The sequence below is a fragment of the Caballeronia sp. LZ016 genome (genome assembly GCF_031450805.1).
Lineage (GTDB): Bacteria > Pseudomonadota > Gammaproteobacteria > Burkholderiales > Burkholderiaceae > Caballeronia.
Genome location: NZ_JARTVY010000005.1, coordinates 253,021 through 272,138 on the forward strand (window position 1 = coordinate 253,021; position 19,118 = coordinate 272,138).

16 protein-coding genes are annotated in these 19,118 nt (G+C 62.5%); 5 read left to right on the forward strand and 11 right to left on the reverse strand.

Annotation, left to right across the window (positions count from 1 at the left end; all coding sequences use genetic code 11):
- Positions 1-204: 204 nt before the first annotated feature.
- Positions 205-690 carry a DUF4142 domain-containing protein gene (locus P9220_RS24950; protein ID WP_309768527.1) on the reverse strand — a complete coding sequence of 162 codons (486 nt, stop codon included), beginning with the start codon at positions 688-690 and terminating at the stop codon, positions 205-207.
- A gap of 397 nt (positions 691-1,087) precedes the next feature.
- Here P9220_RS24950 and P9220_RS24955 point away from each other — a divergent pair, with 397 nt between their 5' ends.
- On the forward strand, positions 1,088-1,408 hold the full coding sequence (locus P9220_RS24955) for a hypothetical protein (RefSeq protein WP_309768528.1): 321 nt from the start codon (positions 1,088-1,090) through the stop codon (positions 1,406-1,408).
- A gap of 116 nt (positions 1,409-1,524) precedes the next feature.
- On the opposite strand, the gene P9220_RS24960 is transcribed toward P9220_RS24955, so the two are convergent.
- Both P9220_RS24960 and P9220_RS24965 read right to left on the reverse strand, forming a co-directional pair.
- Positions 1,525-1,758, reverse strand: a complete 234-nt coding sequence (locus P9220_RS24960; protein WP_309768529.1) for a hypothetical protein — start codon at positions 1,756-1,758, stop codon at positions 1,525-1,527.
- Between the two features lie 1,099 nt (positions 1,759-2,857).
- Positions 2,858-4,156 (reverse strand): MFS transporter, encoded by a 1,299-nt coding sequence (locus tag P9220_RS24965; RefSeq protein ID WP_404980239.1) that lies wholly within the window; start codon positions 4,154-4,156, stop codon positions 2,858-2,860.
- Positions 4,157-4,548: 392 nt separating this feature from the next.
- Here P9220_RS24965 and P9220_RS24970 point away from each other — a divergent pair, with 392 nt between their 5' ends.
- Complete coding sequence (locus P9220_RS24970; protein ID WP_309768531.1) at positions 4,549-5,676, forward strand: alanine--glyoxylate aminotransferase family protein; 1,128 nt, start codon at positions 4,549-4,551, stop codon at positions 5,674-5,676.
- A 238-nt stretch (positions 5,677-5,914) separates the two neighbouring features.
- Here the strand turns inward: P9220_RS24970 and P9220_RS24975 are convergent, their stop codons facing one another.
- The 5 genes from P9220_RS24975 to P9220_RS24995 are packed head-to-tail and all read right to left on the reverse strand — an operon-like array spanning position 5,915 to position 10,519.
- Positions 5,915-6,832 carry a type VI immunity family protein gene (locus P9220_RS24975; protein WP_309768532.1) on the reverse strand — a complete coding sequence of 306 codons (918 nt, stop codon included), beginning with the start codon at positions 6,830-6,832 and terminating at the stop codon, positions 5,915-5,917.
- Positions 6,833-6,842: 10 nt separating this feature from the next.
- Positions 6,843-7,379 (reverse strand): SMI1/KNR4 family protein, encoded by a 537-nt coding sequence (locus P9220_RS24980; protein ID WP_309768533.1) that lies wholly within the window; start codon positions 7,377-7,379, stop codon positions 6,843-6,845.
- A gap of 10 nt (positions 7,380-7,389) precedes the next feature.
- Entirely contained in the window at positions 7,390-8,400 is a 1,011-nt protein-coding gene (locus P9220_RS24985; protein WP_309768534.1) for a PAAR-like domain-containing protein, read from the reverse strand.
- Positions 8,401-8,411: 11 nt separating this feature from the next.
- Positions 8,412-9,500 (reverse strand): beta-ketoacyl synthase N-terminal-like domain-containing protein, encoded by a 1,089-nt coding sequence (locus P9220_RS24990; protein WP_309768535.1) that lies wholly within the window; start codon positions 9,498-9,500, stop codon positions 8,412-8,414.
- Positions 9,497-10,519 (reverse strand): DUF2169 domain-containing protein, encoded by a 1,023-nt coding sequence (locus P9220_RS24995; protein WP_309768536.1) that lies wholly within the window; start codon positions 10,517-10,519, stop codon positions 9,497-9,499. The genes P9220_RS24990 and P9220_RS24995 overlap by 4 nt, the downstream gene beginning before the upstream one ends.
- A 795-nt stretch (positions 10,520-11,314) precedes the next feature.
- On the opposite strand from P9220_RS24995, the gene P9220_RS25000 reads away from it, so the two are divergent.
- Positions 11,315-12,073, forward strand: coding sequence for a 3-oxoacyl-ACP reductase family protein (locus P9220_RS25000; RefSeq protein ID WP_309768537.1), 759 nt, complete (start codon positions 11,315-11,317; stop codon positions 12,071-12,073).
- A gap of 3 nt (positions 12,074-12,076) precedes the next feature.
- Here P9220_RS25000 and P9220_RS25005 read toward each other — a convergent pair whose 3' ends face one another.
- Positions 12,077-12,964 carry a LysR substrate-binding domain-containing protein gene (locus tag P9220_RS25005; RefSeq protein ID WP_309768538.1) on the reverse strand — a complete coding sequence of 296 codons (888 nt, stop codon included), beginning with the start codon at positions 12,962-12,964 and terminating at the stop codon, positions 12,077-12,079.
- A 293-nt stretch (positions 12,965-13,257) separates the two neighbouring features.
- On the opposite strand from P9220_RS25005, the gene P9220_RS25010 reads away from it, so the two are divergent.
- Both P9220_RS25010 and P9220_RS25015 read left to right on the forward strand, forming a co-directional pair.
- Positions 13,258-14,535 carry a ribulose-bisphosphate carboxylase large subunit family protein gene (locus tag P9220_RS25010; RefSeq protein ID WP_309768539.1) on the forward strand — a complete coding sequence of 426 codons (1,278 nt, stop codon included), beginning with the start codon at positions 13,258-13,260 and terminating at the stop codon, positions 14,533-14,535.
- Between the two features lie 7 nt (positions 14,536-14,542).
- Positions 14,543-15,934: a four-carbon acid sugar kinase family protein gene (locus tag P9220_RS25015; RefSeq protein ID WP_309768540.1), complete on the forward strand. Its 1,392-nt coding sequence runs from the start codon at positions 14,543-14,545 to the stop codon at positions 15,932-15,934.
- A gap of 136 nt (positions 15,935-16,070) precedes the next feature.
- Here the strand turns inward: P9220_RS25015 and P9220_RS25020 are convergent, their stop codons facing one another.
- Positions 16,071-17,978, reverse strand: a complete 1,908-nt coding sequence (locus tag P9220_RS25020) for a TRAP transporter large permease subunit (RefSeq protein ID WP_404980230.1) — start codon at positions 17,976-17,978, stop codon at positions 16,071-16,073.
- Positions 17,975-19,006: a TRAP transporter substrate-binding protein gene (locus P9220_RS25025; RefSeq protein ID WP_309768541.1), complete on the reverse strand. Its 1,032-nt coding sequence runs from the start codon at positions 19,004-19,006 to the stop codon at positions 17,975-17,977. Before P9220_RS25025 ends, P9220_RS25020 begins: the two co-directional genes overlap by 4 nt.
- Positions 19,007-19,118 lie beyond the last annotated feature (112 nt).

Genomic DNA, 19,118 nt, shown 5'->3' on the forward strand with positions numbered 1-19,118 from the left:
GCCGGAACTGTCGGTTATTAAATTAGGCGATCGGCACTCGCGTCGACCGCGAGAGCGCGGCGCGGATCACTGATACTTAGCCATCCTGTGAATAACCGAATGCACCGCGTCGATCCGTGTACGTGCATGGCGTTTGTATGGGCCATCGACCTCTGTCACGCAGCCGTGAAGCCAAACCGATCGCCTGCTGGCGGCGGCTGATTACTACCTGGATGCGCCCGACGACAGGGATTGCATGAGATGCAGTGCATGCTGAAGATGATCAGTACCGATCGGCACGCCACGCGAGGCGAACGCTTTCAGATCGGCATCTTCGCCATCGCTCGCCTCGCTCGCATAAAGCGCGTTACCCATCCGGTGAATGTGGAGCTGTGAGATCGCATACTCGCGATCGAACTCCGCACCGGACATATTCGATAGCTCCGAATAGAGCGTGTGGTTGGCCGGATCCGTCGCCTGAAGCAGCCGGACATGCTTGGCGTCTGCAATCTGCGAAAGTTCGCCGTTCACACGCGTATGCTCGGCCACCATCTTGCTGCCGAACGCGCGGACATTGGCCGACGAACCGCGCTCCATCGCCAGCTTACCGAGTTCGATCTCGGCCTTGCCGACGCTCGCCGCAGTGAGCATGAACTGCTGATCCGACGACGACACTTGCGCGCCCGACTGCATGAGGCGGCAGCCGGACATGGCGAGCGCGCCGGCGCAGGCTAAAACAGTGAACAGGCCTGAAGCCGCCCGCCGCGCTCGTTGAGCTTCGATGCACTTCATGAAGGACCGTCCCAGTTGGTTGGCGCGTGAGAAGTTCAGCATTGCTCATGCCGTGGGTCGCGCCAGCAATTTCTTTGTCGCTAATGACGGCGACGCGTAGCACAATTCGCGCTGCCGTAGTCGTAGCAATGGCCTGGTCATCCATTCGTCAGACGTGGCACACGAATCGCTATCCAAGCCGGCGTCGGCCCATGTACACGGGCAGCAGGAACTGAAACGGAGATTAAAGATGCGGAGTAGTCCGCCTTGTATTCCGGCCGCACAAGATCGTAGCGACGGGCAATGGGGGAAGTCAGCGTCAATTGCGAGCCATGCCGTGGCCGCCATGCGCGCCATTTGCGAGAAACATCGCAAGTCGCTACTGACGCAACATCAGGTAGTCAACGCTGTCTCGGTGATAGCCAACCATGTGGCTTGCAACCTCGCGGCTGATGACCAGTTCGGCCGCGATCTTTCCGTCGTCAAGCGCCTGGCTACCGTGCGGAAGCTTCCCGACGCAGCCGAGCGATTCGAAAAAGCCATTGAAGCGCTCAGGACGCGAACGCGCGTGCGCCCGGTCATCGCCCGGCGGGCTGTGGAGCTATTCGGTAGCAGTGACAGTTCTTACCCATACCGCCGACAGCAACAGTACATGTAATAGCGGTGGCGCTGCTGGCACCGACGCACGAGTTATCGCTCGACGTTCAGTCGTGAGCGGAAAAGTCGACCCGTGCGGTGTCCCTTCGTTGCGTGACGTGGCAGCATGCTGCTGCATCAAAGAATGCCCCTCTTGATAAGGTCGATGTGCTCGACGATCTGCCTGCGATGCTCGCACATCGCTCGAAGCGTCGTGCGCATCGTTTCCAGCAGTTCGAGGGACAGCGAGGTATCGTGGCCGTCGGTTCGAAGTTCGAGGACGATCTTTTCCTGGTGGCGTATTCGCTGCTCGGCTTGCGCAACATCCTTGTCAGCCTTGCGTAGTTGCGCCTCTTCGAATTCCAGGTCCATATGCCCTCCGTTTACTCCCGACGGTCAAGCAGCCGGTCGCTTCCCGATCAAGCACTTCTTGAGCAGCGCCGCTTCAAACTCGCCAATGATTGCTCGATAGTCGGAAGTGGATGCCACACTGAAAGAAGAAATAGTGAATGCGGTTGTTGTCTTGCGACCTGCAGCTTCGATGTCCCATGTCAGCTTCCGCCCTGGCATGCTACATCGTTGCCAGCGCCTCGGGAATCGTCGTGCTTGTCTATCAGTCTCCAAGTTCCTGAGAGCAAGACCGAAGCCACCCTTCGAGCTTAGACACTGAGACTGGTCATTGCGGGAAGCGACGTTTGGAAGTGTTATGGGGCGCTAAGCGGCGCTCGTTGTGAACTTCAGGTTGTCGTCCACTTCCGACGGAGGCGTCGGCTCGGGAGACGCACTGCGGCATCGATGCGGGGAGATACAGCAAGTCACGCCACCGAACGATAGGCTTCGCGCGACTCGCAAGCTATGAGTTGGGCACTTATCGTGCGGACACTTGAAATCGAGAGGGAATCTATCGATCGTGCTGCAGGCTTCGTTCCGTTGTGGGGCCGATCGAAGTTGTATCCGGAAACACGGAGCTCGCCGCCCCCTGTTCGATGCGCCCTGCCGGCAGTAATGGATTTGGCGGCGGCATCATCTTGGCAACACAGAGTATGTCCTTCACAAGCAACGCGCGACGGTCTAGCCTATGCCGTTGCAGCGCCCCCGACCGCACCGACAGCCGTGCCGGCACGCGCAGCCGAGCGCCTCGACGCGACCGCAATGCTGGCAAGCGTGTGACGCCCCTACTGCGCGGCGCGATGGGCGCACGATCGTGCGTGCGCTGCCGCATCTATCGCATCCCCGTTGGCTCGCCTCACAATCGACGTGAAGCAACGAACGCAACGCCCTCTTACCGACTGTCCGCCTCGCCGCAATCGGCCAACGGCATAGGGCGGCCTCCAGCGTGGCCAATACCATAGTCGATTCGGGGATACCAAGCGTTGCACCCGCCCTTCTCTTCTCAACACGGTCGCGTGTTCGTCGCGACCGTGTTGCCGCACCATGTCGAACATCGTCAAAGATTACGATGCACAGTCCGTCAATGAGTGGATTCAGGCTGCGCGAGGCCTCTCCCCTCAACGGCGGGGGCTTGCTTGATCGACAGCGTAACGACCGCCCCGACCAATGCACAGCCGCCGAGCACCAGCAGTCCGGTGGTGAAGTTACCCGTCATGTCCTTCAAATAGCCCATTACGTAGGGGCCGACGAAGCCCGAGAGATTCCCGACCGAGTTGATGGCGGCGATGCCACCGGCCGCTGACGCTCCGGTAAGAAACGCCGTGGGAATGGGCCACAGGAGAGGCGGCATGGCCGAGCAGCCGATCTGACCGACGCACAGCAACGCGAGCACCAGAACCGGCGCACTGACCAGACCGGCCCCGCCGACGCCTATTCCGGCCAGCAACAGCGCGAATGCAACGTGCTCCCGGCGCTTGAGTGTACGGTCGGAGTTGCGGCAGAGAAGCACCATGCCGATTGCGCCGAACACGAACGGCACGGCGGCCAGCACACCGGTCTGGAAGTTAGTGGCGCCGAAGCCCTTGACGATGGTCGGCAGAAAGAACGCCACACCGTAATTCGCAGCGTTCAGGCAAAAGTAGACGAACGAACAGATCAGCATCCGGGGATCGCTGAGAAACTGTTTGATTCCCATATGTCCACGCCCTGCCGAGAGCTTGCTTTGTTTCTCTTGCTCGATGCAGTTCTCGAGCCAGCTGATCTCGTCCTTCTTGAGCCACGTTGCTTGCGCCGGGCGGTCCGTCAGATAGAACACGACAACGAGCGCAAGCAGGATCGAGGGCAACGCCTCCAGGATGAACAGCCACTGCCAGCCATGCAGGCCTGCGGCGGTAATGTTCAGCAAGGCGCCGGAGATGGGCGCTCCGACCACCGACGAGAACGGAATCGCCAACATGAAGAGCGCCACCACTCGCGCTCGATAGACAGCAGGAAACCAGAGCGTCAGATAGAAAATGACGCCCGGGTAAAAGCCTGCCTCGCAGACCCCGAGCAGGAAGCGAAGCGTGTAGAAGGTCGTTTCATGCGAAACGCCGATTGCGTTCGAGATAGGCTGAATGAACGCGAACAGCAACGATATGACGCCCCACGACAGCATGATCCGGGCGATCCACAGCCGCGCGCCGAACTTATGGAGAGCGAGGTTCGACGGCACTTCCAGAAAGAAATAGGCGATGAAGAACAGCCCGGCGCCGAACGCGTAGACCGTATCGCTCAGACCCAGCGCCGCATTCATCTGGAGTTTCGCAAAACCGACATTGACGCGGTCCAGATATGCGACGAAATAGCAAAGCATGAGAAACGGCACTAGCCGCGTCATCACCTTCTTGATCGTGCGAGCTTCAATATCGGTCACAGATATGCCTCTCTGATAGTGCGCAGTGCGCCATCCGCAGTCTACGGACGGTCACGCAACCGCGTGATGTTTGATGTGTGATCACATGCGAAGTTAGAGTAGCGCCGCAGCCGCGTCAACTGATTAACGCCCCGGGAAAACCCGCCCAGGCGTCATGTTGTGGGCCTTATTATTGCAGTGAGTCAATGAGACGCCGGTCGCTGACGTGGACGAATTCTCTTGCATCGAAGAAGTCGCCGCGCGAAAGCGCCAACGTAATGCCTCGCTTCGACGCGACGCTCCTCGACCACGATCGCGCCTGGCTATCGTTAGAATCTGTTTTCGAACCCGCTATTCATCTGTTACAGGAGGCGACCGTGCCAGCGTTACTCCCCGATGTCGACCGAGATGGACTTCTCGAATACTCGGTCGTTTTCACCGACCGATCGATCAATCACATGTCGCAGCTTTTTCAGGGCGTCATGCGCGACATATCCGCTTCGCTGAAGAAGGTCTATCGCGCGAGGTCTGCGGTGATCGTCCCCGGTAGCGGAACGTTCGGCATGGAGGCGGTTGCCCGTCAATTCGCGACGAATAAGAAGTGCCTTGTCATTCGCAATGGCTGGTTCAGTTTCCGCTGGTCGCAGATTTTCGACATGGGCGGCATTCCGTCCGAATCGACGGTGCTGAAGGCGCGTCCGGTCGAAGAAGGCACGCAGGCCGCTTATGCACCGCCGCCGCTCGAGGAAGTCGTCGCAGCCATCAGGGAAAAAAAGCCGGATCTCGTCTTCGCGCCGCACGTCGAGACCGCGTCCGGCATTCTGTTGCCTGATTCGTATCTGCGCGCGGTATCGGATGCGGTCCATGCTGTCGGCGGAATGTTCGTGCTGGATTGCATCGCCTCGGGCGCGATCTGGGTCGACATGGAAGCGAGCGGCATCGATGTGCTGCTGAGCGCGCCGCAAAAGGGATGGAGCGCATCGCCGTGTTGCGGCCTCGTCATGCTGAGTCCCCTCGCCCGCGAAAGAATCGACGCAACGACGAGTACGAGCTTCGCCTGCGACCTTCGAAAGTGGCTGCAAATCATGGAGGCCTATGAGAACAACGGGTTTGCCTATCATGCGACCATGCCCACGGACAGTCTTGCGACCCTTCGCGACGTCATGAAGGAGACCGAAGCATACGGTTTCGACAAGGTTAAAGCGGAGCAATTCGAACTCGGCAATCGCATTCGCTCGCTGCTGGCCGATCACGGGTTCAGGAGCGTGGCGGCGGAAGGTTTCGAAGCGCCGGGCGTCGTGGTCTGCTACACGGTCGATGATGCAATCCGATCCGGCAAGAGATTCGCCGATGCCGGCGTGCAGATCGCCGCTGGCGTCCCGCTTCAATGCGACGAGCCGCAAGACTTCAAGACGTTTCGCATCGGTCTGTTCGGTCTCGACAAGCTCCACGATGTCGAGGGGACGGTGGGGAGGTTTGCGAAAGCGCTGGAGACGATTCGGTAGGGTGTGGGTGAGGGATAGGTGCGCGACTACGAGCGCGCGGACGGTCGTCGTTATGAGGTGGGCCGGCCGTTGCGGTCGGGACTCGCAGTTCGCACTTGCCGCGAGGCGTGCTTCGAAGGCAAAGGTCGATGGCGTTAGCAGTTCTCACCGCAGAAGCGACGGGGCTTCGAAATTCCATCCGCTGGATGGGCCGCGCTCAGGCACAAGCTCATCCGCCCTGACACGCGCGCCTGCACGATCATGGCATGGCAGCGAATGCGTCAGATGCAGTGAAGCGGTGCAGCCAGCCATTGGTGGTCTCCGTTGTCCAGCGCGTACCGCCGAAAGAGGCATGATTGCGCACCTGCAATGGAAGAAGTGCCTGAGCAATTGCTTCGTAGTTCGCAAGCCGTTCGTGCCGATGACGATCGCCCAGTTCCGGCGCCTCGCCGGCCTGCAGGATGACGCCACCGGGAAGGCGCGACGAACGGTAAGCCACAGACTGCGCGGCCGCAACGGCGTTCGGGGCTTTCGATTCCAGCCGCTGCCCGATGACGGTCAGCCAGCTCGGGCACTTGTAGGCATCCCTCATGTGCATCACGGTGACGTCGAGATCCTCGGCCTCGACGCCCCAGTAGCGTCGCGCCCATGCGTACACCTGATTGAAGGACGACTTTCCGAGAGCTCCGTTGGCCTGCGCCTGGAAGAAGTAGCCGGCATATCCGGAGACGCAGCCAACAATCCCGAGAAGGTCCTGCGTGAATTTCAGCAGCCGTTCCGCAGGCAGCGCCCAGTCGAACTCGAATCGATAGAAACTGGCCCGCCCGGGCTCGGACGCGGGCTGGTAGCCATGAAACATCATCAGCCATGCATCGGTTGCGCGGTTGTCAAAGAAGCCGTAACCCCATGTCCGAGATCGGCGCAACTCGGGCAACTCGACCTGCTCGAATCGCAAGCGTGCCGCCGGCGTCCAGTCTTGCATCAGATTGCCGAGGGCAGTCGAGCAATAGCTGCAAAACGGGTTACCCCAGGTGCTCAAATACAAGTCGTAGACCGCGCGTGCCGTTTTGGGCCCGGGCGGAGTGTCGACGAACAGCACGAGATGCTGCTTCAGCTCCGCCAGCGGAATGGCAACCGCCGGGTCGGGGCTCGGGCTGATCAATGGGTTCGGCGGCATAGGCGTGATGTCAATTGTCGGGGAGGCTGCCACGGTCCGCGATGTGGCCTTCGAGCACATCCTTCTGAAACTCTCGTTGCGACCATAGCAAGTCCTCAAAATTTGCATAGGCAGTCTCATCCCCGCTCAGGCCGACCCACACGACCGCAGGCTCACCAGCGCTGTCGATCGACCGCTCGTCGAAGGCGATGAACTCAGTGGTATCGCCCGACACGATCACGAACTTATGCAGGGGATCGTAGTCATCCCACTCCTCTTCGTCCGAATCCGCCGATTCGACTATGTCCCGCGCCGAACGAAGCGACATGCGAACGTACTGCATATAGCCGGGCACGCCGTCGCTGATGCGCAGAAACTGGCGGAACGATGGCGGCAAGGGGATCCCGATATGCGCGCAATGTTTTTCGAGCGCGGCGAGATCGTCGGCCGACACCGGCGCTCGCAGCGTCGGCGTTGGCGTCGGTGCGCGCTTCTTGCGATAGGCAGCGTTTGCACGTTGGGCGCGCAGTGTTTCTTCGAGCATCGCCCTCATTTCGTCATCGTTCATGACTTGCTCCTTAAGCTGTGCAATTGCAGGAACTATGGGCCTTGACTCCGCCCGGGTGCGTCTCGGGGCTATGTTTGTCCATCGCCTTGCCGACTGTCGAGTTCACGTTCGAATCGGCCCACTTGAGGCTGCCCGGCAGCGGTCCGCCGAGGCCGACGGGGTGCATGTGATCGGGACTCATTGCATTGGCTTTGCTGCGCGGCATCGGCGTGGGCGCGCCCATGCCTTCCGGCGGATCGCCCGCCCATTTGTCGTGCAAACACTTGCTATGGAACTGTTTCGCTACGTCCTCGTGATCCTTGCCCTTCTCTTCCACCAGTGCATCGAAATTGTCGCTGAAGTCGCCGAGGCTGTCCGTGTACGCGCCGAACGCCCGGTTTTGCGCGGCTTGCTCGGCTTTGGACAAGCCAGAGAATTTGCTTGCCGGCTTGGAAGGAGTGCGTTCCGGTTTGACCTTCGGATGAGGCGACTCGTTATAGGCCTTGAGCATGGCGCACAACTGCTCGACCTCGCACGGTCCCCAGCGATGCTTCGTCTGCTTTTGCTTCTTGTCGCAGTCGACGTTGAGTTCCATCTGCGCGGGCGTACTGGGCGGCTGGTTATTGCCCGGCAACGTCCCCGAGTTGTCGGAACCGCCACCGTTATTGGTCATCGCATCGCCGAGCAACTGTATGTTCTGCCCTTCGGCTTGCACGTTCATGGAACCGGGCGCGACGAACTTCGTCTTGCCCTCTGTCGTCGACGAGACCACGCCGCCGCCGGTGCCCTGGCTAGCTACGTCCGGCGAAGGCTGGCTCTTGTAAGAACTGCCCTTGATCGCGATTTTCTTGCCTTCGATCTTCACCGTCGTCGTCGCGTCGTCGAGCCGGTCCGCTGAGCGACCCACGTTAGGCAGCGGCGTCGGGACGAAAGGCGCAGGCGGCCCTGGCATCTTGCAGACGTTGGGCAGGGTGGCGGCGGCAGTGTCGAGACTGTCTTCGGAGACCGGAGTTTTGGGCGGGTTGACGCCTACACTCGTCATGGCGATGCTCTTTAGTCACCGCCCAACGAGAGCACGACGGCGCTGCGATAGCCGCCTTCGCCGCCGGCCCAGAGCAACGGCCACGCGCCCTTGGCGTAGCCGCGCAGCCGCGACGCGACGGCGAGCGACGCGAAAAGCGGCCCGGACGCCGCGCCGACATCGCCCCAGCAATTGGCCGGACACAGGTAATCGTGGGCGTTGACGAACACAGCCTGTGTACGCAGGAGCGTGTAGGCCAGTTCTTCGCTGCGATAGCGCTCGCCGTTGATGTCACAGTACGTTGCGGTAATCGCATCCCGAGGCAGGGACAGACTTTCGGTTGCGCCTGCCACGGCAGCAGTCAGCCCTTCACCGACACACAGCCGCAAGCTGCGCAGCGGGTGCGGCTCGACGGCGGTGCAAGCAGCGGCCACTCGAGCCAGCACGGGTAGCCGGTGATGCCGGACCGCCTCACCGCTTGCCAGCAGGCATGCGCCGGCAGCCTCCCCGGGCGGGAAGCCGTTGCGGTTACTGCCGCTCATCAGCTGCCCGCCCTGATCGAGCCAATCCAACGTGTCGGAGTCGTAATAAGAGTCGACGCCGGCGGCGATACCGAGGTCGAGCTGCCCGGTCGCGATCTGCTGCGCCACGACCTGGATGGCCATTAACCCGCTCGCGTGACCCCGATGGATGCGGTGGACCAACTCGCTTGTCGTGCGGAGCGCGTCGATTACGGCACGCGCGCAGGTCTGCACGACATCGGCGGTCACGCCGGGGCGCGGCTCGGGCAGGCCGATCCAACAGGGCAGTGGCCGCCCGGAACGCGACCACTCGGCCTGTTCGAGCAACTCCGCGAGGGCCGCAGCGAGCAGGTGCCCGAGCCGTTCTCCTAAAGCCACTTGGGGGCTGAGCTCTGAATCGTTGGCCAGCCGCATCGACGACCCGGTCTTGTCGACGAAGAGCGGATGCATCTTGATCGCCGAGATCCCCGCCCGCACCGCCGCCGACGACGAGGCGCTGTCCAGACCGACAGGCGTTCGCGCGCCGACCGCGCACAGATACACTTCGCGGCGGGGCGCTTCATGCCACGATGCCACGGCCAGTTGGGCGTTGGGTGTCATGCTCCTGAACCCGCCGCCTTTTGCGTCACGATGGTGACATCCAGGTCATCGACGCGGTCGTTGCAGACGATCGACGTTTGCCACGACATCACGACGCGCGACTGATCCGGCTCCAGGAGAACCGTGCAGAGTTGACCTCTGTGCTCCTGATCCTTCCGGCCGAACCGCGTGCGAAAACACGGATGAATTTTCGGCAATGTGAACGCAAGCGTGCCCTTGGGCGACAAGTTCTCGAGTGCAACTTCCTCGCCACCCCGCAGGAACGGCCCTACCTGCTGGTCCAGCGGAGCGCAGTTGTTGTAGCGGCCGTCGAAGTCCTCGGCCCACAGCGGAAATCGGTTGCGCCGCCACGACTCGTCGTAGGTGCCGGCAAGTTCGCGCCTTGGCGACCAGCTGCATTCCACTGCGTTCAGGCCAGCGGGCGCAGGACGGTCGCGCCACGACGCAATCAGCCGATCGGGATATTCGATGTTGGGCAGCCGTCGATCGAGGCAATGCTCAGCCCGCACCGCGAATCCTGCGCCCACTGGATTGCGGTCTTCGATGCGGTGTTTAGCCGGGTCATCGGCTGAAAAATCCTGGCCGCCATAGGCGCGCTCGTAGAGGATCGGCATTGATTCGAACCACTCGGGTTGCGTAGGCACGAGGCCGCCGGCGAGGCGACGGTACCAGCAACGATCTCCGAAGACACGCAGCCGCTTGTTCACCGCACCGATCCTGAGGCGCACATCCAGCGCGCGCACTCGACGTCCCGAAGGCGCCCACGCTGAACCGTTGACGAGGACATCGGTGCCGGCTTTCACGCCGAACAGATCCGATTCGTGAATCAGGCTCGTTTTGCCGCGAGCGCCCCGGTACTCGCACGTCGCCGCGACGGGTATCTGCTCTTTCGCCAGGGACGTCGTCCCGTTCAGCGAGATGTCGAACGTAGCTTTGACGACAACCATCCACAGCTTGTTGCCGTCCTTGTCCTGACGCCAAATCTTGTCCACGGCGTAGGGCGTGCGATTATCGACCATCCACATCTCCAACCTCCCGGAGTTCCGCGGTGAACGCTGGACACTGGCAACGCGCGGATTCAACCGGCGTAAACCGACGAGACTTATCGATCTCAGCACGCAGACAAACAATCTGCGCCCACGGCGCGGACCAGTTCGTTAGCAATGGTCGGCGGCTGGCGCTGGAAGCGATGCGCAGAATCGTACGCACAACGGTCACTGCCATGACTTCACCGCACCGTAGCGCCGACCTACAAAGCGCTCGCGCTGACGCCGCCTGGTTGTTCCACCGGACGTGTTCTCTCGAATCCTCTCACCTGGAAAGACGAACGAAGGACACCTGTTCTTGAAAGAACGACCCGATCATGGCGATCAGCGGCTGCACTATCGGCAGCTCGCCGGTCTGGGCAATGCAGTCCTTGTCGATGCACCGGCCGTTCAAGCTCTACATCCACCGTGCAGCAAGCCGCTGGATACCGGGACGACGGGTTCCAAATCGATGCCTTAGCGATGGCGGCGAAAGAGACGATCGGCCCGCGTTCGAGGATGTCGCGGGCGATCAGTACTGCGATGGCGTTCCGATGGATGACTGCTTCCGCCGGTTGGGAGCAGCGCGCCTTTGCACAGTAAGCTGACATTCGCGTGCCCTCAACCCATGAGCATCACGATCCAGATTCCGAATGCGGTGCAGCTGACACACCTGCCAGCGCCCCATGTGATTTTTTCTCCTCGTGCGCGGAGATCATTTCGTTTGATGCGCGCCGGAACGAAGCCTATATTCTTGCTCACCCTTAACGACACGCAAGCACCGGAACAATGACGGAAGAGACACCTGTTGCGATCATCACGGGCGCGGCGAGCGGCATCGGCCAGGCGACGGCCCGCCTGCTGGCAGGCCGCGGCTATCGCGTCGCCATCGCCGATTTGCGCGAGCCCGCCGCCGCCGACTCCGCGCAGTCCATTCGCGCGAGCGGCTTCGAGGCGATGCCCGTCACCGTCGATGTCGCCGACGAAGCCAGCGTGAAAGGAATGGTCGAAACCGTGATCTTGGAGTGGGGCCGCATTGACGTGCTCGTGAACAGCGCGGGCGTGGAAAGCGCGAAGCCGTTTCTGGACATCACGCCGGACGAATTCCGCCGAGTGCTCGAAGTGAACACGACCGGTACGTGGCTCTGCTGCCAGGAAGTCATCCGCCAGATGGTCGCGCAAAAGAGCGGGTCGATCGTGAACCTCAGTTCCATCGCGGGGCAGAAAGGCGGCGGGATGCTCGGCACCGCCGCTTATGCGACGTCGAAAGGCGCCATCCTCGCGATGACCAAATCGCTCGCTCGCGAGTTCGCGAAGGCGGGCATACGCGTGAACGCGGTCGCACCGGCCTTCACGCTGACGGATTTCGTGCGCCGCCAGCTCGCGACGAAGCCGGAAGGTTTCATCGACTCCATCTACGCCGCCACGCCGATGGCGCGCGGCGCGCAGCCCGAGGAAATCGCGGCCGTGGTGGCGTTCCTCGCGTCGCCGGAAGCATCGTTCGTAACGGGCGCCGTCTATAACGCCGATGGCGGCAGCGCCATGTAACGGCTACGCCGGCTGCCCTTCGGCACGCTGCAATTCGTCGTTGATCCAGCTCGAGAGCGCGACCGTCTGCGGCCGCGCTTCCAGATGCGGCGCGATCCACAGCACGAGCTTGCGTGGTCCCGGCACGAAGCCGAACGGTGCGACGAGCGCGCCGGAATCCAGCTCGTCGCGCACCAGCATGCGCGGCACGGTCGCCACCCCGAGGCCGCATTTCGCGGCCTGAATCAGAAGATAGAAGTGATCGAACGACTCCGCAATCCGTGGTTGACGCGCGGGCGCATGATGCATCGCCTGGAACCAGTCGCTCCATGCGCCGGGGCGCGTCGCGGTGGCAAGCAGGCGCGCGCGTTCGAGATCGTCCACGCTCGTGATGCGCGTCTCGCGCATGTACTCCGGCGCACACACGACACCGATCCATTCGTCGACGAGCGGCTTCGGCACGATGTCCCTCGGCGGCCTGATGCTCGACAGCCGAATGGCCACGCTGATGTTGTCCCGCGCGAAATCCACTTCGCCCGATCCCATGCTGAAGCCAAGCTCGATCTGCGGCTCTTTCCGATGCAGCCGCGAGAGCCGCGGCAATAGCCAGTACATCATGATCGATTGCGAACACGACAGCGTGAGCGGCCCCGGGCGCACCTGATCGACGCTCGACTGAATCACATTGAACGCGCGCGACAGTCCTTCGGCAAGACGCGCGCCTTCGGGCGTCGGCTCCGTCCCGTGTGCATTGCGCAGTAACAGCAGCACGCCGAGATTGTCTTCAAGCGAACGGATGTGCCGGCTGATGGCGCCGTGCGTGACGGAAAGTTCAGTAGCTGCTTCGCCGAAGCTGCGCAACCGCGCGGTGGCTTCGAAGGCGCGCAGCGCGTTGAGAGAAGGACGGGGCACGTGCAATGGACCTCGCGAAACGAAGCTCGCGCGCTTCGAACCGTGTTCGAGCGAATGCGAGGCGTGATGGAAGGCGAACCCAGGAGGCGATGCAGCGAAGCACGTCGCTATTGTGAGTTTTTCGCAGCGTGTTCAGAAATCATATCGTTTGATGCTTTCAGGCGTCAATCTTATAGTCCACCGAACGTCAAGAAGCGCGCTTAGCCGCACGGCAGTGCGTGCGCGAAAGCCTATAACGGAGACATCCGGGCGCTCTCCTTCTCATCGCGCCTCCCGCAACGTAGAGCCATAACATGTCCAGACACTCCCATTCGCGCGCGGAATTCACGGCGCGTTATTTCGTGGAAAGCTCGGTGCCTATCGCGAAGGCGGCGGAAGTCATAGCGGGCGAACAGTCGAGCGGCACTTTTCTCGCGCTGCCCGGCGAAACCGATGCCCTGAAGGAACGCGCGCGCGCCCGCGTCACGCGCGTCGACTCGCTTCCGCCCGCGCTGGAACCCTCGCTGAAAAGCGCATTCGTCGAACGCAGGGAACCGGCGAGCCTCTACTATCGCGGCGAGATCGACATTGCGTTTCCCGTCGATAACATCGGGGCCAACCTGCCCGCGCTGTTGTCCACCATCGCAGGCAACCTCTTCGAACTCGGGGAAATCACGGGCTTGCGCCTGCTCGATATCGACCTGCCCGACGATTACGCACAGCGTTTCGCAGGGCCTGCGTTCGGCATCGAAGGCACGCGGCGGCTTTCGGGCGTGCATGCTCGGCCGATGATCGGCACCATCGTGAAGCCGAGCATCGGACTCATGCCGGACGAAACGGCGAAGATCGTCGATGATCTCTGCGCGGCGGACATCGACTTCATCAAGGATGACGAACTACTTGCGGACCCTGTCTACGCGAGCTTCGATGCGCGGCTCGGCGCCGTCATGCCGGTGCTGCACAAACATGCCGACCGGCTCGGGCGCATGCCGATGTACGCGATCAACATCTCCGGCAGCATCGACGAAATGCTGCGCCGGCACGACCAGGTGCTCGAAGCGGGCGGCACGTGCGTGATGGTGTGCGTGAACTGGGTCGGCTTCGCGGGCGTCGAACATGTGCGGCGTCATGCGCAGTTGCCCATACACGGCCATCGCAACGGCTGGGGCGCCTTCACGCGCCATCCGCAGCTCGGCTTCACGTTCACCGCGTATCAGAAGCTGTGGCGGCTCGCGGGCGTCGATCATCTGCATGTGAACGGCGTGCGCAGCAAGTTCTGGGAACCGGATGCATCCGTGATCGATTCGGCGCGCGCCTGTCTCGCCCCTTTCGCTGGCGTGACGCCACTGATGCCGGTATTCTCGTCCGGCCAATGGGCATCGCAAGCACCCGACCTCTTCGGTGCGTTGCGTTCGGTGGACCTGATGCATCTCGCGGGCGGCGGCATCATCGGGCATCCGCAGGGAATCGCGGCGGGCGTCGCCAGCATGCGTGAAGGCTGGGAAGCCGCGGTGGAAGGCGTCGACCTGAACACGTACGCGACAACGCATCCCGCGCTTCGCGCCGCCCTTTCCCACTTCAAGGCAGTCTGAACTGACGATGACCGATGCCAGACTGCGGCTCGCTTTCTATGGCGACGACTTCACCGGCTCCACCGATGCGCTCGAAGTGCTGGCGTTCGCCGGCCTGCGCTGCGCCCTCTTCCTGAAGCCGCCGACGCGCGACATGCTGGCCGCGCTCGGCGGCTTTGATGCGATCGGCGTCGCCGGCGACGGCCGCGCCATGACGCCCGCCGAAATGGATGCGGCATTGCCGCCCGTGTTCGAAGCGCTCGCGGCATTGCGCGCGCCGATCATCCATTACAAGGTGTGCTCTACGTTCGACAGCGCGCCGCACATTGGCAGCATCGGACGCGTGATGGAACTCGCGCGTGCGTCATTCGGGCCGCGCACCATTCCCATCGTGGCGGGCACGCCTGCGCTGAAACGCTTTTGTGTGTTCGGCAACCTGTTCGCGCGATCCGGCACCGATGGCCTCGTCTATCGCATCGATCGTCATCCGATCATGCGCGCGCATCCCGTCACGCCGATGGACGAAGGCGACCTGCTTCGCCACTTCGCGCGGCAAACGAATCTGCCGCTTTCGGGCTTTCATCTGCCGGACTTCGACGGCACGCGCGAGCAGATCGATCAGGCGTTTCATCACGCGCTCGGTGCCGCGCCTGCGGGTTTGCTGCTGGATACGGCATCGCCTGCGCATCTCACTGAAGTCGGGCGGCTGCTTTCGCGACTCGGCGACGCGCATGGGCCCGTTTTCGCGGTCGGATCGTCGGGACTCGAATACGCGCTCACGCAATGGTGGAATGAGAGCCGCACGCCGGGCGCACAAACGCGCGGATACGACCGCGTCGATGCGGCCGCGCCCATTCTCGCGCTGTCGGGCAGTGCATCGCCGTTATCGGCTGCGCAGATCGATGCCGCCATCGGCGCGGGGTTCGCCGGCATGGAAATCGATGCACGCGCGCTGATCGATACGCAAGACGGCGCGCGCACGCTCGATGCCATCGTGAGCCGCGCGCTGCATGCGTTGGGCGACGGTCAGAGCGTCATCATGCACACGGCGCGCGGGCCGCGCGATCAGCGCATCGGCAACATGCTCGATGCGCTCGTTGCACAGGGCATGAGCCTCTACGATGCGCGTCATCGCGGCGGGCGTCTGCTCGGCCAGCGGCTCGGCGCAATCGCGGATGCAGTGCTGCGTGCCGTGCCGCTGCGTCGCCTCATTCTCTCTGGCGGCGATACGTCGAGCCAGGTCACGCAAGTGCTCGGACCGGATGCGCTCGAAATCGATGCGCGGCTCACGCCGGGTGCGCCGCTTTGCCGGGTCATTTCAGACAAGCCCCATCTGCGCGACTTGCGCGTGGCGCTCAAAGGCGGACAAATGGGCGATGCGAATTTCTTCGTCACGGCGCGCGATGGCAACGTGAACTGAGCCAAGCTCTCGCAGCAGCGCCAAGGGCGGCGATGGAAACATCGTCGCCCTTGGCTTATTCAGCCCGGGCGCGCGATAAAGAGAAAGGCGGCGATATCGCGAACATCGCCGCCTTTCTCACGCTCGCCCGCAAAGGTCAGGGCGTCTTGAGGAATCCGATCGAGATCCACGGCACCAGCGCAATCACGATGATGCCGATGAACAGCGCGACCATGTAACCGATGATCGGCCGGATGCCTTCGTCGGGATGAATCTTGCTGACGGCGCAAGCGCCGTAGTAGCCGACACCGAACGGCGGCGCAAAGAGGCCGAGGCCCATCGACAGGATCACGACCATCGCGTACTGCACTTCGTGAATGCCGACATCGCGTGCAATCGGAAACAGCAGCGGTCCGAACAGCACGATTGCCGGAATGCCTTCGAGCACGCTGCCGAGCAACACGAACATCACGATCGACACGGCCATGAAGCTCATCGCACCGCCCGGCAGACGTTCCATGAACGCAGCGAGACTGTGCGAGAAGCCCGACTGCGTGAGCGCCCAGGCCATGGCCGTCGCGGTGCCGATGATGATGAGGATCGCGCCGGACAGCGCCGCCGTTTCCACGAGCATCGGCATGATGCGCTTGACGTCGAAGCGTCGATAGACGAGCAAGCCCGCGATCAGCGAATACACGATGCCGACCGTCGACACTTCCGTCGCCGTCGCCACACCTTCGACCACGGCAAAGCGGATAACGACCGGCAACGCGAGCGCCGGTATCGCAATGACGAGCGTCCTGCCGATCTCCGCGCCCGTCGCGCGTTTCGCCGATGCAGGCTTCACGCCGCGCGCGCGCCACCACACGAGCAGGCACAGCGCGATAGCGAGCACGAAGCCCGGCAGCAAGCCGCCGGTGAAAAGCGCGGAAATGGATACGCCCGTGACCGAACCGATGGTGATCAGCACGATGGAAGGCGGCACGGTTTCCGTCTGCGCGCCCGTCGCCGATAGCAGCGCGACGAGTTCGCCCGGCTTTTCTCCGCGCTTCTTCATTTCGGGGAAGAGAATCGGCGCGACGGCGGCCATGTCCGCGGCCTTCGAACCGGAGATGCCCGAGATGAGATACATCGCGCCGATGAGCACATACGAGAGCCCGCCGCGCACGTGACCGAGCAGCGACGCGAGGAAGTTGATCATCGCGCGCGCCATGCCTGTCATTTCGATCAGCAAGCCGAGGAAGATGAACATCGGCACGGCCAGCAGCAGCAGTTGCGACATGCCTTCGTCCATGCGGCTAACGACGATTTCGAGCGGCATCGATGTGGACAGCGACAGATACGAGAACACCGCGAGCCCGAACGAGAACGCGATCGGCATGCCCGAGAGCACCGTGAATCCGACCACGCCGACGAAGAAGATCAGCAGGTTCAGATTGCCGAGCGATTGCAGCACGGGACCGACGGTATGCAGCGCAGTCACGACCGCCGCCGTGACCACGATGCCGATCGCCGCCGTTTTCCAGCCGCGCGCGAGCAGCTTCACGAGCGACATGAGCAGCATGCACACGACGCCATAGACGATGGCCGCGACGCGCAGGCCATCGTTGATCTCGAGCGCCGGCGTGACGATGCCCCATTGCTGGTTGATGAACGCGTACACCGGCGCGGCGATCATCGCGAGGAAGAGCAGGCTCGCGATGAGCGCGACGTTGTCCCACACTGCGCCCCACTCCTCGCCCGCGCGATTGACGATGGCCGTCATGCGCATGTGCGAGCCGCGATGCAGCGCAGTGGCGGCGCCCGTCATCGCGAGCCAGAGAAACAGAATCGCCGCGAGTTCATCGCCCCAGACGAGCGGCTGGTGAAAGACGTACCGCGCCACCACGCCGCTGAAAAGCAGCACGATTTCGGCGAGCACGAGCAGCGCCGCGGGAACCGACACCATCAACCCGAGGATGTGATCGGCGAGCGCGAGTCCGCGCGGCATCGACGCCAGACCGCGAGCCCCTTCGCTCACTCCGTCCGGGGCTTGCGTGAAGTCATCGGCGATATGCGTTCTCATGCGAGTTTCCCGGTGACTTTTTCGAGCAGCGCCCATTCTTCTTCGCCGAAGAACTTCTTCTGCTCGGCGTAGAAGCCCGATTTCCGGAGCACGTCGCGGAAGCTGGCCACATCGGGCGCATTGAATTGCAGGCCCTTGCTTTCCAGCGTCTTTTGCAGCGACGCGTTCAGTTGCGCGACGTCCTGGCGCTGAAGCATGGCGTACGCATTCAGATGCTTCGACGTGATGTCGCGAACGCTCGCCGGCAGTTTCTCCCACGCGGCGCGGTTGCCGAGGAACCAGAAGCCGTCCCACATGTGGCTCGTCATCGAGCAATACTTCTGCACCTCGTAAAGCTTGGCCGTGTCGACCACGGCGAGCGCGTTCTCCTGACCTTCGACCACCTTCGTCTGCAGGGACGAATACACCTCGTTGAAGCTGATCGACGTAGGCGCCGAGTTCAGCGCGCGGAACAGCGAGATCCACAGGCGGCCCGGCGGCACCCGAATTTTCAGGCCCTGCAGATCGGCCGGTGTCGCGATGGCCTTCGAACTCGTGGTGATCTGGCGAAAGCCGTTGTCCCAGACCTTTTCCTGCACGACGAGACCGGCCTTCGTAATGAGGCCGCGCAGGTGCGCGCCCAGTTCGCCGTCGAGCGCGCCGAAAACCTGGTCGTAGTTCTTGAACGCGAAGCCCGTGCCGGTGATGGCGGTTCTCGGCACGAGGGAAGACAACGCGTTCGCGCCCGACAGCGTGAAGAATTCGAGCGCGCCCGCACGCAGTTGCGCGAACATGTCCGGATCGCCGCCGAGCTGGTTGTTCGCGAACACGCGAATCTCCATGCGGCCGTCGGTCTCCTTCTTGATGGCATCGGCGGCTTGCTGGATACGCACGTTCAGCGGATGCGACGCCGGCAGGTCCGTGCCCACCTTGTAGCTGAATTCCGCCGCTTGCGCGCGTCTGATCCACGGTGCGCCCATCAGGCCCGAGGCGGCCACCGCTGCCGTTCCTGCGCTCGTGACGAGGAAGCTGCGACGATCGAGTTTCATGGGTTGTCTCCTGTTCTGTGATATTTATGAGGACGCCGGTTTCATGATTGAACCGGCGCTTTGCTGCGAGAATTCGTGTGCCCTGCCGAGTGCCGTGTGCCCTTCAATCGGA